This window comes from Mycobacterium syngnathidarum (assembly GCF_001942625.1).
Taxonomy (GTDB): Bacteria; Actinomycetota; Actinomycetes; order Mycobacteriales; family Mycobacteriaceae; genus Mycobacterium; species Mycobacterium syngnathidarum.
Genome location: NZ_MLCL01000022.1, coordinates 83,857 through 96,117 on the forward strand (window position 1 = coordinate 83,857; position 12,261 = coordinate 96,117).

Here is a 12,261-nt window from a genome sequence, read left to right on the forward strand (position 1 = left end):
GGATCTGCGGACGGAACGGGGTCACGTCTAGCCGCGGCTGCCGGCGACGAAAGCGGTGACGAAGGCGGCGAAAGGGAATCCCGGCTGGTAGGTGTGGGCGACGGCGTCGTAGACCTCGCCGTCCTGAATCATCAGGCGTCCCTGCGTGGCTCGCGGCATCCGTGACGGTGCCACTTTCTTCGACCGGATCGTGGCGTCCAGCCGAGCCATTGCAGCGTCCAGATGTGCGGCCACCGCTGACTTCTGCGCGGCCGGGGACGGTTCCCGCACACCGGCCAGGCCCAGCAGCACCACCGTCTCGTCGGATGCGGTGGCCAGTGCCGAAGCCAGAGTGTGCATGTACAGCAGAGTCCCTCGGCCCGCGTCCTGGATCGGAATCATGGCGGGCACAGTAGGTTGCATCCGCCAGTTCTCGCGTACACGGCGCGGGTCGCAGCTGCGGTTGTGTCGGCATCTAGGCGTAAGGTGCGACACCGGCGTGTCGTGCCGCGGGCACGACCACAACCTCCACAGCTGCATACCGTGTGCATCATGGATCTGACACAGGCTCCGCTTCGCCGCCGGTCAGCGGTACGCGCCAACGCCCTGCGGTTGACCCGTGCACAGAAAGCGATCGCGGCGGTGATGAACGGGGTGGACCCCGATCCCGACGACGTCGCCTATACCGCCGGGCATCGCATCGACGAGCAGATGCTGCATTTGTCAGCCGCGGCTGCCCTTCGGCAGGTGCTGCTGTCACGTCCCGCCCGGACCCGCAGGGCCGCTGAGTCCGATCAGCAGGCCGTCCTCGATGCCTATTACTTGGCGCTGGCGCTGGCCGATGCCGCGGCGGGGCACCCCGACACACTCAACGCTGCCGTGGCGCGCCCGTGGCGTGAGTGGTTCGCCGCGGCGGCGTTGGTGGCACGGTTGCAGATCGGGTTCCTCGAGCACGCCTGCAGCCAGATCGAGATGACCGCCAAAGACGCCCCCACACCAGCGCCGCTGGCCGGCGTACTCGCCAGCGATCTGCTTTCCAGCACCGGAATGCTCGGCTGCCGTACTGCGCTGCTTCCCGACTACGCCACCCGGGAAGACTCCCGTCGTGCGACAGGGATGCGCTGGCTGCGAGCCACCTCGACGATCACCGTCGCCGGACACCCCGCAACCGTTGTGGTCGACGCGGGACCCGATGCGCTGCCCGGCGCATGGACCGCACGAATCGCCGCACCTCTAGTGATCACCGCGGGCGCGGGGGACACCCGCAGCCCAACGCGCTGGCCTCGGGAGGTGGTCACGGACTGCTTGCGGATGTGTTCACCGGGTGTTCGCAGCTGGGTGGCCTCGATGACGCGCCGGCTCAGCGGCGAAGCGGGCGAGGAGCTGGTGCTGCAGCCTGGGGCCGCACCAGGAAAATTCCTTGTCAGCCCAGCGGCGACAGCGATCGCGGATTTGGTTGGCGGCCAGCGCTCCGAAGAGGTTGCAGCAACCGGTCCGTTCGAAGCACTGGCCGCAGGCGAACTGCCACTGGCGCCGGACACCTCCATACGGCCGGTGGAAGCGCCGCCTGGGATGCTCGCCAGGATGCGACACGGTGGTGATCCAGGCGACGAGCTCAGCGCCGACACCCGCCTCGAGGATTACGTCACGCTTCCGAACGTGCACCGTGACGAGATAACGCTGCTCGCTGCTGCAGAGCCTTTCGATTTCGGTACTGAAGTCGAAGTCACCATCAACTTCGCGACCCCTCCATGGCAGGACGTGAGCGCTCTGGCCGCAGAGTTGCGCAGCGCCGGTGGAGCAACATTGACAGCACCGACGCTGGGACGCATCGACCAGGATGTCGTGCCCGGGGAAGGCCACCGGCTTGCGCTGAAGGCACGCGTGCGTCGCGGTGTCGCAGTGCGCACCCGCCGCGGCTACGCGGTGATGCTCCCGGCTGGAACCCGGCTGGCGGTGATTGGCTCAGATGTCACCAAGCATCACACCACGCTGTATGCGGTCTGTGACCCCGAGCCGGCGGAGCCGGTGGCACTGGCCGTCCTCGGCGGCGATGCAGTGGGAAACGTGGCTTGAATTGCCGCTCAAGCGAACTGCTCGCGCTCGTTACCCTCGGCTGCCCGGCGTGGGATGTCCCCGCTGCCGGCGTACGACAGAACGACCGAATCGGAGCGGCTGCGGTCACGTGCGCCAGCACCAGCGGCGCCGGCTCCTGGTGCCATCCCCGAACCCGGGGTTCCCACCGGGGCGCTGCCGATCACTTTCTCCTGGGCGACATTTGACACGCCGGACAGCACTGTATTCCGTGCACTGACACTGTCACTGGAGCCAGTAGGCTTGGCCATCAACGGCGATCCCATGCCCCCCATTCCGGGGACTCCGCCGCCTCCGCTGGCGCCCATCGAGGCAGGGTTGATCCCGTTACTGCCCAGCGGAAGACCACCGGAACCGGCCAACGTCGCAGGCGCGAAGGAACTTCCGGTCGATCCGCCGTTGAGCAGATCACCCATGCCGGACAACGACCCGAACATCTGCATCGGTGCCGACAGCAGCTGCTGAAACGACTGCGGCAAGCTGGAGGCCATCTGCATCGGGCTCGACAGCACCGAACCGAACTGCCCCAGCATCGAGGTCATGTCCGAGGAGGTGCCGGCCGTGCTCGCTCCCGTATCGGTAACCGCCGAAGTGGCCTGCGTGGCAGCTTGTGAAGCTCCTTGTCCGGCGCTGCTCACCATATTGGTGGCACCTTGCACCGCCTGAGCGCCGTCGGCGACAGCGGACGCCGCATTGCTCAGTGGCGGCGGAGGCGGGATCGGCACCGGTAGCGTGGCCGCCGTGATCACCTCGCCGTAAGTGGTTCCAATCATGGTGTTCTGGGCGGTGTACGCGGCGTACTCTCCATTGAGCTCGCCGATCAGCGGTGTGTTCTGCCCGAAGAAGTTGGTCGACTCGGCTGCCAGCTCCCGCACGCGATTGTTGATCGACTGCTCCGACGGGATCATCGATGTCCGCGACATTCCATAACTTTCGGCAACTACAGCATTGATCGCCGACTGTTTGAACGCGATCGCAGCCATGGAGGCCAGCCAGGTCATAAAGGGCGGCGTCGCCGCTGATTGGATGGCCGAACGCATGCCTGAGATGGACGACAGTGAGGCCATCATTTGTTCGCCAACGATGCCCAGTGTTGCCAAGGTGGTCGACGCCAAACCCATCCATGCGGCCGACGCGGCTGCCCACGTCGCCCCTGTAGAACCGGTTTCGAGCATCCCTGCGCTCAGCTCGGGCGGCAGGGACCAGGGTTGTGCCGTCATTTGCGTCTGCCTCTCATGCAGTCGGGGTGTGCTGGCCAGGGTGCCACCGGGAATCTGTGTCCGACAATGCGGACACGGACCGCTGAGGCTGTCATGTCCCCGCGCTGACAGCGGTTTTCGAAAGACCAGCGGCCGGTGGTCAGGAACCCGGGGCCGGAACTGGTGGGGGCTCCGGCGCAGTCGGCGCCGAAACCGTCAGCGATCCGGAAGCGCCGACCAATTTCGCCGCGGCCGGATCGGAGCCCGCCACTGCCGACACGCGGGCCGGCGCGTCGGCGGGGGCACGCGTCACCGCCGCACTGCGTCCGCCGACAGTCAACGCCGATACCCCCGCCGCGTTGAAGTCGGCGACCAAGTTGCCGATACGCGCCGTCATCGTGTCCGACCCAGCCGTGGGGGTGTTCACTTCCACCCTGTCTGCGCCCAGTGCCGTGATGGCCTCGGACAGCGGGAACGGGATGCGTCCGAGACGGTCACCGACTTCGATCCACCCGGGCTCTGCGGTGGGGACACCGACACTGGACCAAAACGCCGAATCACCTCGCAGCAGCACACGTGTGCCGACCACCAACAGCTCGGCGGTCTGCGTACCTGAGCGGACTTTTCCGTAGGAGACGGCGTGTGAGGGATCGGCGGTTTCTTGAACCTCCAGCCGCGCGGTCGCCGTCGTCACCGTCGAGGCCAGTGTCACCGGCCCTGTCGACAGAGTCTGGCTGGCGTAGCGCAACGCTGCGGCTTCGAGCACCGATGGGGTTCGGGTGGCTGGCACCGGTTCCGGCGGCGGGGTACGCAAAGCCAGCCAGACGGTCAGTGGGACCGCCACCGTTGCCCACACCAGCGCCAGCGTCAACACGACGCGGGTCGCACGGCTGCCCGCACTTGGCCGTGGCAGTTCCCACATCTCACGCACGTCGGCTCCTTCCGCCGGCGACCGCCCCTGCGGCGGCCACCGTGCGCGCACCGTAACCAGGGGCGGCTGTGCACTATGTCCCGCGGCGCGTCCGGAACCTCCTCCGAAAACTAGCGATGCCGCTGGTTTCTTACCGGAGAGGCAAAGAAACCAGCGGCATCGAGCCGGCCCGTCTCCAGCGAGGGGGAGGGGATTTTCCGGAGACGGGTCAGATCAAACAGCCATGGCGGCAAGTCCGCCGGCGGCGTTGAGCGCCTCGAAAGTGCCGTTGACACTAGCGGTCTCGGCGGCACGCTCACCAAGCTGCTCGATGCCCAACCCGAGCATCGCGATGAAATCGGCGGTCGTTACGGCCTGCTGAGTGACCGCCATTGCCGAGTCGGCGTCGTTTCCGGGCGGGGTGACCGCCGCAGCGGCGGCGGTCGCGGTCCCGGCTGCCGCTGTGAATCCGGTCGTCTCGGTGATTAGTCCGGACACCTGGCCGACAACGTCGGCGAAGCTGCTCACTCCAATGGTCATCGTTTTCTCTCCTTACGTTCGCGATCATCGGCCCTGGACGGAGCTGGCCGAGTTTGCTCTAGCTGAAATCATTCCACGTCTTCACTCCAGCGACGGTCGATGTGCCGTGTCGCGGGCACTGTCGAAATGTCATGTCCTCCAGTGCGCCGGCAATCGGTAGCTCAACTGCCTACCCGCCGCTGGGGCGACGTATGCGTCACGGGGGTGTCTTGTCGGCTAACCGGGGCTGCTGCAGGGACAACGGACGCGCCTCGTGGCTCGAGTAGAAGATCGCGCTCATCACCTTGGACGCGAGTTCGGCGCCACTTCGTTCAGTCACCGTCCCCGACAGCCGCACCAGCGGTATCCCGCCGACAATCAACGGCTCAACCTGCGTCACTGCCCACCTCCGAAAGTCTCAGGGACCCGCAGCGCGCTGCGCAGCGCGTAACGGGCATCGTCGATGTCTCCGGCAGTGCGGTCGGCCAGCGCCGCCGAAAGCAGGTAGCGGGCCCACATCCGGGGATACCGGCCCGGACCCGCGCTGCCGGTCCATCGGGCTTGATTGACCAGACGTTCCAGATCCGCCGCTGCCTGCACGGGGCGACCCCACACCGTGGACAGATAGGTCAGGGTGTCGTCGATGTCTTCAGGGTCGATCGCATCGAAACCCCAGCGGTCTTTGGAGCCGGCCGCGATGTTCACCGCGTCGATCTCCTGCTCCGAGAGCACCAGCACCCCGCTGCGGGCAGCTTCGGGGTCGGTGGCCACCACTGCGTCGAACGGGCCGACGACACCGATCGCCACCGCCTCCAGCAATGGCCGCCATGGCTGGTCACATCCCAGCCACCTGGCGGCGAATCCATCGGACACCTTGGTAATCAACGGAATCAGGTGTGGTGCGGCCCGCATACCCGGCGCCAGAAATCCGAGACCGTCACCGGTGGCGAACACTGCCTCGGAGCGGTTCACCCCAACAGCCACCTGGATGACTCGACCCTCTCGGCGGTGCGCCCGGTAGATTCCCGCGACGATAGACGCGGCGACCAGGTCCATGTCCGTGGCATGGTCAAGGCCCTTGAGATCCGCTCCGAAATCGAAAAGTTCCCTGGGGGTTTCACGTTCCTTCGGCACATACGCGACGGAGTCGGAGTCCTTACCGGGCTTGATCGCGGGACCACTGGTGGGACGTCCACCGGCTGCGCCGCCGGCAGCCCCTGGACCACCCAGTCCGCCACCCATTGGCCCCATCATCGGACCCATCGCGGGTGCCATGGGCACGCCCGGGGACACCGATGACCCGGGCGCACCTGTGCCCGGACTCAGCGTGTTGGTACCTGCGCCCGCGTCACCCGAAGAGACGTGGGTGGTTGGCGTCGACAACGAGCTGTTGCCGCTGACTGCCTCGCCTGAGGACAGGGTCGTGGTTGGTGCTGCCGGTGTCGGTGCCGCAGTGGTTGCCGGTTCCGATGGTGTATCGGCCCGGGTTTCCCCTGCGGGCACCTCGACTGGACTTTCCTCCTCTTTGGGGGAGGTTCCTGTGGGGGTGTAGCGCGCGTTCTCCCCGTCACGTGACCCGCTGAGTGGGCGGCCGAGTGGAGATCCCGCGGTGCTGTTGTTCTCAGAGCTTCCGGTCTTGTCTGCGCGCGGCCCCGATAGTGGGTTGCTGCTATCGGCAAGCCCTGAGGCTTTGGTGAGCCGTGACAGCGCGTCGTCGCTGATCGGCACGCCGTTGTTGCCGGGCAGCTTCTTCATCAGATCCTGGATCACCGATTGCCCGGCCTGGATGATTGGCTGGGCCTGCTGGCCCAGGTTAGGCATCCCGGATCCCACCTTCGACACCTGGCCGCCGACGTTCTGCAGCAGCGACGCCAGGGCGCCATCGGGCATTCCGGGCACCATCTGGCCGTTCTCAGGCATCGGAGCCATGGTCGAAGGAATGGTGGGTGTAGCTCCCTTCTGTACGCCGCTGACCAGCTCCTCCTGGGTGCTGTTGTGATTGCCACCGATCTGGTCGGCCTGGTCCTTGGCCGCCTGCAGCAACTCGTTGTATTTCTGTGTGAACTCTGCCTGGTTCTTGGGCGAGTTGGGGCCACCTGACCCGGCGTAGGACGCGATCAACTCCTCCACGGCTGTCTCGAAAGTCGTGGCCACACCGTTGAGTTGGATCTTGGTGTTGAGGATGTCCTGTGCCATCACGCTGGCACCGTTACCCATATTCAGCTGCGCCAGTGCCCGGTCGAACGCCGCCCGCTGGTCCTCAGTGAACCCGGAGAGCAGCTGATCAGGAGTGTTGCCGGTGGCGTTGGCTTCGATCAGCGCGTACATGACCTCAGCGGTGTTGCCGGTGCCAACCGATGCGGCGGATTGCTCGAACAACTGCAACGCCGAAGCCACCGTCTGCGTCTCCGATGTGGTCGGGAAGTTGGTACCGATGATCTCGGCGGAGTGCGGGGTGGGGACGGGGGGAATGTCGGTGGGGGACACGGAGCGGTTCCGTCCTCTCTGTCAGGCCGCACCGCCGGAGATGGGGTGCGGGTGCGTGTCGTGTTGCCATATTGGGGGCTGGGGTCCACCGGCGGCGGGCCCGGCGCGGCCTACGAGTCGCTGACCACGCGCACGAATTGAGTAGCCCCGCGGCTTGCGGCGTCGCTGAACATGATGTTGGTCCCGGACTGTTGGGCTTCGACAACCTGGCCGTCACCGACGTAAATCATGACGTGGTGATCTGGGTTGTCATCGAAGGCGAGATCACCGGGACGCGCGTCGGCGGCACTTACGAGCTGCCCAGCCGCGTACTGCTCGCCGGACACGCGGGGAATCTCCACTCCGGATGCCTGGTATACGAGGTAACGCGCCAGCCCCGAGCAGTCGAACCCGATCTTGTCGTAGTCGCCCGCGGCGTCGGCCGCTCCGCCGTCGCTGATGCCCTGGCTGGGCCCGTCGATGCTGCCTCCGCCCCATGCGTACGGAATACCTTCAGCGACAACCTGTTTAGCTAGCTCGATGATCCGCTGTTGGTACTCGGTGGAGCCAGGTGAAGTCGGCCCGCCCGCGCCGACTTTGCCCTTGGCGGTGAGAGAACCCGTGCCCATCGAGCCGTCGCCACCGAGCAACCTGGACAGTGCCTGCGCACCGTTCGGACTGGACAGGGGCGAATTGATCGATCCACCGGGACTGGAAGGCGGCACCTGCGGCATCTGCATCCCCGAACCCAGGTTGCCGGCACCGCCGAGCAGTGAACTCGCTCCGGCACCGAACGCGCTGAGCAAGGCAGCGGGGATCGCATTGACACCGTCGCCGCCCTTCTTGTCGATGCTTTTGACGCCCTCGCCAAACTTGCTGGTCTTGTCCGAGCCCTCCTTGACCTTGTCGCGCGCTCGCTCACCGTCCTTGGTGGTGTCGTCGACTGCTGCTGTTAAGCCGGGATGTACGCCTGGGCTGGCGGCGGTACCGCCGGAGCTGGCCGGCAGATCCTGCGCGATCTTGCCGGGCTCGGTGATGATCAGCTCGTTGCTGCTGATTTCCCCTGCCATGTCAGACCGCCCTCGCTGTCTCTGCCGCTGTCGTGTCGGTGCCAGTGATTCCCCGCAGAAGCGCCGCCAGGTCTGAGGTCACCGACCCGATAGAGCCGCCACCGGCGTTTACCAGCTCATTTACTTTGGTGATGTCTGTGTGCAGCGATGAGGTGAATGGCTCAAGTGCCGGGGCGATTTCGTCCGAAGCGCCGGTGCCGGGCTTGGCGGCTGCCTCGGCCGCCTCGGTCACCGCGTCGGAGGCCTTCAACGCCGAGTCGAGCTGACCGCGCAGCGTTGTGAGCGTGTTCAGGGTCGCCTGGAACTGCTCGGGCGAGCTGATAGTGACGTCGTTTGCCACAGTCTGTCCTTTCAGAGTCGTCTCGAAGTCGTTTCGGGTCTACTTCATCGAGAACGCGGGCGGTATCGACGGATCGGGTGTCAGCGGATTCGGCTTCGGCGTCGTTGCCGCGGCCGGGGCGGAGGAGTCGCCGTACGGTCCAGCGAAGATCGAGGAACCCGGGGCCGCCGGCACCGTGCCGGGCGGTGCTGGAGGCGGTGTCACCGGAAGCAGCGGTGCACCGTTGGGAGTGCCCGTAGCCGGGGAATCAGCGGTACCGGCCTTCGGCGCGGGATTGGAACCGCCGGCGCCGGGAACTGCGGCAGCCGCTGTGACATCGATGTTGTGCGTCGTCTTGGCCCACGTCTGCAACCCCGTCACCGCCGTACTCAGCGCGGCTGCCGAGGATTTCGCAGGCGCGCTCTCCTTGGTCAACGTGCTGGTGAGCGCGGAGACGAACGGCGACAAGGGAGCCGAAGCACTGGGAACCGCGCCCGCGGCCGGGCTGCCGCTTTTCGACGCCACGGTTGTCGCGACCGTCTCGGTTTCGGTTGCCACACTGGCCAACGCTTTTGCGACGGTGTCGAGTTTCTGCCACGCATCGCCGAACCTGTCACCGATGGTGACATCGTCCGCGCCATCCACGCTCATCCCTGTCCTCCTCAGTCCCCGGTGCCCAGTCAGGCCTTGCGGGCGTCGTCAGCAGCTTTCAGGTCGATGCCAACCATGGCGTAGCCCTTTGTCTTGGCGGTGTCTGCGCAGTTCTCGGCGCTGTCGCAGGTGGCGGTGATCGCGTCGTTCAACGCGGCTGCCCACGCCTTCAGCGAAGCGACCACGGGTGTGTACACGGGGGAGACCGCACCATCGGCGGTGAACGTCTTGGCATCAGATTCCGCCGCTGCCCCAACGGCGTCGAACGTCTCGACGAACCCGCGCAGCTCAGCTGCGATCCGCTTGATCTCCGCTGTGTCCCGATCCAATGCAGCCTTGTCGACTGCGATTGAGCCTTCATTGCCACCCATTGCGCGCCGCCTCTCGTTCGATGCCGTCACGGATACCATCAGTGTGTCGCAGCAAACGACATGGCACCTCGACCGGCATCCGCAGTGTAAGGCGATCGGGAACCCAAGGATCGCCGCGGCGCGGACTGGCCCCACCAGGCGACAGCCTCAGGAACGGGCTACGGCAGGCCCGCGCCGCTGGTGACGGGGTACGGCTCGGCCGCCTACCGTGCATTCCACGAGACCCGATGGACCAGGAGGACTCCCTTGGACACCCCGTGCACCGTCCCGGTTCTGTTACCAGTTCACCGCGACCGAGCCTGGCGCGCCCGCTGCGGCGGCACATGGTCCTGGGACGAAAGCCGCGCCATGTGGCTCGACGAGTCGAAAGGCGAGGCCGACCGGGACGCATGGCGAGGCCAGAAGTCCATGGAGAGCTTCAGTCGCCTCGTCGGCCCGTTCACCGAAGTCGACTGAGCCAGAGAAGATCCCACCAGGTAGTGCATGGTGCAGAACCGAATCACCGGCGAGAAGGTGGAATTCGAAACCGACGACGCGGACGATGCGATCGGAGCCCGCATCGCCGACGCTCACACGAGCTACGCCGCCGACCGGATCGAGCACGACGCCGTCAGCGTCGAACCGGCCAGGTGATTAGGCCGCGGGTGTGGGCTCCACACGCGTCACGTCTGCCGGGAATGCATGCGCGCGATCTCGGCCTCCAACTCACCGCGCTGGATCGCGGCGCTGATGCGGGCCTTCTCCGCATTGTCGGGCTCGTCTCCGTCTGCGATCATGCGGATCGTGTTGCCCGCCAGCGTCTCCCACCGGCCGCCGAACAAGTGATGCTGTACGCCGTGGGTCTCATCGTGTAGGCGGTCGGCGGCCCCATGGGCATCAGTGCCGCGGAACTCCAAGCGGGTGGCAGTGGACATGCGGCCGTCGCCGGGCTGCACCTGGCGTAGTTCGAGCGTGAGGCCTTCTGCGGATGTGACGGTCGTGTACGCACCGCTCTCGTCGGAGCCAAGCTCCGGTTCGACGCCGAACATGGCGGCGTACCCGGCGGAGACGTGCGCGATGATCGATGCCGGGGTATACATCGTCAGCCTGGTGAGCTGCATGACCTGAATTGTGCCTGCAGCGTGGGGGCGCGTCGAGCCCTTTTCACTTCCGCATCGGCCAGATGAACGCAGCTTCCAGGTGTTACGGCACGTTTCCTGGATCCAGCGGGTCCTTTTTCGCTATCGTTCCGCCACGGACCGACTCGGCGATGGTTTGTTCACCCCAAACTTCCGCGACGTCAGGGCCGACCTGCCGAACCCGAACCGGGTCAGCCTGTTTCGTGCTGCCGCCGCCCTGTCCCACACCGCCCATTCCAGGCATGATCGGCACGCCGCCGGCACCGTGGGGCGCCGTAGCAGCAGGGGTTCCCTGCTTGCCCATCGCGTTACCGGATTCCGCGGCGCTCAGACGTGTCTGCGCCGTCGCGCCTTCGGGCCGGCCAGTCACGTTCGTTTCGGTCTTCATCCCCTGTACCGAGTTCCCGGTGGGGCCACCGGACACTTCGGCCGGCCCGGCTGCGGGCCCGCTAGCCGGTGACGGTACCGAAACCCGCGGCGTCGGAGTCGGTGTGGTCGCCAGGGCAGCCAGACCTGGGGGTGTTCCGAATGCGTTGTCGAGGTCAGAGTTTGTGATTGCATCGGATTTGTCGTTCTTCCCCGGCTGGGTGGACGACACCGGCTGTGCAGTCGCTGCGGGCTGTTGACCGGTCCCGGCAGGCTGCTGCTGCTGTCCCGCGGCAGGCTGCTGGCGCAATGCGTTAAGAACCGCGACTGGGTCCACGCCACCGGAACTCGACGATCGAGTGTCGGGCGATGGGCTGCCGCCGGGCGCAGCGGCACCAGCAGCTTTTGCTGAACCCGGGGCCGCGTTGCCGGGGGAACTCGCGGGGGAGCCGGCGGGGCGGGATGAAGTGGTGCCCGGATTATTGGGGGTGTTGCTGAAGTTGCCGTCACTGGACATATCTCTGTAACTGGCCCCGCCGAGCGCGGCTACTCCACCGTTGAACTGCTCCGTCGCTTCGGCGACCGCGGCATCGAGTGTCTCGTCGGCCGTCTGGCGGGCGGCTTTCGCGTCGTCGTATTCCCGTTGCGCCGCAATGAAATCACTCGTTGCGTTCGACACGGCGGTGCGGGCTTTGGTGATCCGGTCCGAGTCCTCGGAGCTCTGGGCGTTCTGCAGCTCGGTCTCGGCGTCAGCCATCGCTGTGCGCTTCGAATCAAGCTGCGCACGTAGCCAAGTGAGCCACGTCTTGTCGTAGTGGCCGGTTCCGACGCCGTCACGCCACGCCTTGGCGGCTTTCTCGATCGCTGCAGTCGCCTTGGCCGCGATACCGATCGAGTCGCCGAGCCGTTGAGCTTCTGCCTGCTCTTTACGCATTTGGTCGAGGTTTTTGGTCGGGGTCGCGCCGGACGCCTGGGCGGCCATGCCTGCGATCGCAGCCTTCAGTTGGTCGGCGGTGTCGTGGTAACGGGCTGATTGTTCGGAAAGGGTTTTGCTCATGCCAAGATCGGCGAACGAGAGATCAGGATCTTCGGGTTCCATAACGCGAGTGTGAGCTGGCCAAGGGGTGTTGGACGAGCGCGGCGCGGCCTGCGGTCAAGCTTCAGAGAACGGCCACGTCGACCCCTGTATCAGTTCTAGC

At 66.1% G+C, this 12,261-nt stretch carries 14 protein-coding genes; 2 read left to right on the plus strand and 12 right to left on the minus strand.

Annotated features, from left to right (window positions below):
• Positions 1-27: 27 nt before the first annotated feature.
• Positions 28-381, minus strand: a complete 354-nt coding sequence (locus BKG60_RS05025; protein WP_019346742.1) for a hypothetical protein — start codon at positions 379-381, stop codon at positions 28-30.
• A 150-nt stretch (positions 382-531) separates the two neighbouring features.
• On the opposite strand from BKG60_RS05025, the gene BKG60_RS05030 reads away from it, so the two are divergent.
• The gene (locus BKG60_RS05030) at positions 532-2,055 is read left to right on the plus strand and encodes a hypothetical protein (protein ID WP_019346741.1); all 1,524 of its coding nucleotides are present in this window, start codon (positions 532-534) and stop codon (positions 2,053-2,055) included.
• Positions 2,056-2,063: 8 nt separating this feature from the next.
• Here BKG60_RS05030 and BKG60_RS05035 read toward each other — a convergent pair whose 3' ends face one another.
• From BKG60_RS05035 to BKG60_RS05075, 9 genes are all read right to left on the minus strand, one after another.
• On the minus strand, positions 2,064-3,293 hold the full coding sequence (locus BKG60_RS05035) for a PPE domain-containing protein (protein ID WP_043369524.1): 1,230 nt from the start codon (positions 3,291-3,293) through the stop codon (positions 2,064-2,066).
• A 139-nt stretch (positions 3,294-3,432) separates the two neighbouring features.
• Positions 3,433-4,203, minus strand: a complete 771-nt coding sequence (locus tag BKG60_RS05040) for a hypothetical protein (protein ID WP_043369527.1) — start codon at positions 4,201-4,203, stop codon at positions 3,433-3,435.
• Positions 4,204-4,416: 213 nt separating this feature from the next.
• A complete protein-coding gene (locus tag BKG60_RS05045; protein ID WP_047036684.1) occupies positions 4,417-4,722 on the minus strand; it encodes a hypothetical protein in 306 nt (101 codons plus the stop codon).
• A 196-nt stretch (positions 4,723-4,918) separates the two neighbouring features.
• Entirely contained in the window at positions 4,919-5,101 is a 183-nt protein-coding gene (locus BKG60_RS05050; RefSeq protein ID WP_019347704.1) for a hypothetical protein, read from the minus strand.
• Entirely contained in the window at positions 5,098-7,188 is a 2,091-nt protein-coding gene (locus BKG60_RS05055) for a hypothetical protein (protein WP_019347705.1), read from the minus strand. The genes BKG60_RS05050 and BKG60_RS05055 overlap by 4 nt, the downstream gene beginning before the upstream one ends.
• A 110-nt stretch (positions 7,189-7,298) precedes the next feature.
• Positions 7,299-8,237, minus strand: coding sequence for a C40 family peptidase (locus BKG60_RS05060; protein ID WP_070946518.1), 939 nt, complete (start codon positions 8,235-8,237; stop codon positions 7,299-7,301).
• 1 nt (position 8,238) lies between these two features.
• Positions 8,239-8,577, minus strand: coding sequence for a hypothetical protein (locus BKG60_RS05065; RefSeq protein ID WP_019345500.1), 339 nt, complete (start codon positions 8,575-8,577; stop codon positions 8,239-8,241).
• 39 nt (positions 8,578-8,616) lie between these two features.
• Entirely contained in the window at positions 8,617-9,207 is a 591-nt protein-coding gene (locus tag BKG60_RS05070) for a hypothetical protein (RefSeq protein WP_019345501.1), read from the minus strand.
• Positions 9,208-9,236: 29 nt separating this feature from the next.
• The gene (locus BKG60_RS05075) at positions 9,237-9,578 is read right to left on the minus strand and encodes a hypothetical protein (RefSeq protein WP_019345502.1); all 342 of its coding nucleotides are present in this window, start codon (positions 9,576-9,578) and stop codon (positions 9,237-9,239) included.
• A gap of 483 nt (positions 9,579-10,061) precedes the next feature.
• On the opposite strand from BKG60_RS05075, the gene BKG60_RS31910 reads away from it, so the two are divergent.
• Complete coding sequence (locus BKG60_RS31910; RefSeq protein WP_019345504.1) at positions 10,062-10,211, plus strand: hypothetical protein; 150 nt, start codon at positions 10,062-10,064, stop codon at positions 10,209-10,211.
• 29 nt (positions 10,212-10,240) lie between these two features.
• Here the strand turns inward: BKG60_RS31910 and BKG60_RS05080 are convergent, their stop codons facing one another.
• The gene (locus BKG60_RS05080) at positions 10,241-10,678 is read right to left on the minus strand and encodes a hypothetical protein (RefSeq protein ID WP_019345505.1); all 438 of its coding nucleotides are present in this window, start codon (positions 10,676-10,678) and stop codon (positions 10,241-10,243) included.
• A gap of 82 nt (positions 10,679-10,760) precedes the next feature.
• Positions 10,761-12,161: a hypothetical protein gene (locus BKG60_RS05085; RefSeq protein ID WP_019345506.1), complete on the minus strand. Its 1,401-nt coding sequence runs from the start codon at positions 12,159-12,161 to the stop codon at positions 10,761-10,763.
• Positions 12,162-12,261: the final 100 nt, after the last annotated feature.

What these genes read in the sequence shown, in the direction of transcription:
- BKG60_RS05025 (WP_019346742.1), bottom strand. Translation starts at nt 381, where the DNA reads ATGATTCCGATCCAGGACGCGGGCCGAGGGACTCTGCTGTACATGCAC.
- BKG60_RS05030 (WP_019346741.1), top strand. Translation starts at nt 532, where the DNA reads ATGGATCTGACACAGGCTCCGCTTCGCCGCCGGTCAGCGGTACGCGCC.
- BKG60_RS05035 (WP_043369524.1), bottom strand. Translation starts at nt 3,293, where the DNA reads ATGACGGCACAACCCTGGTCCCTGCCGCCCGAGCTGAGCGCAGGGATG.
- BKG60_RS05045 (WP_047036684.1), bottom strand. Translation starts at nt 4,722, where the DNA reads ATGACCATTGGAGTGAGCAGCTTCGCCGACGTTGTCGGCCAGGTGTCC.
- BKG60_RS05060 (WP_070946518.1), bottom strand. Translation starts at nt 8,237, where the DNA reads ATGGCAGGGGAAATCAGCAGCAACGAGCTGATCATCACCGAGCCCGGC.
- BKG60_RS05070 (WP_019345501.1), bottom strand. Translation starts at nt 9,207, where the DNA reads ATGAGCGTGGATGGCGCGGACGATGTCACCATCGGTGACAGGTTCGGC.
- BKG60_RS05075 (WP_019345502.1), bottom strand. Translation starts at nt 9,578, where the DNA reads ATGGGTGGCAATGAAGGCTCAATCGCAGTCGACAAGGCTGCATTGGAT.
- BKG60_RS31910 (WP_019345504.1), top strand. Translation starts at nt 10,062, where the DNA reads ATGGTGCAGAACCGAATCACCGGCGAGAAGGTGGAATTCGAAACCGAC.
- BKG60_RS05080 (WP_019345505.1), bottom strand. Translation starts at nt 10,678, where the DNA reads ATGCAGCTCACCAGGCTGACGATGTATACCCCGGCATCGATCATCGCG.
- BKG60_RS05085 (WP_019345506.1), bottom strand. Translation starts at nt 12,161, where the DNA reads ATGGAACCCGAAGATCCTGATCTCTCGTTCGCCGATCTTGGCATGAGC.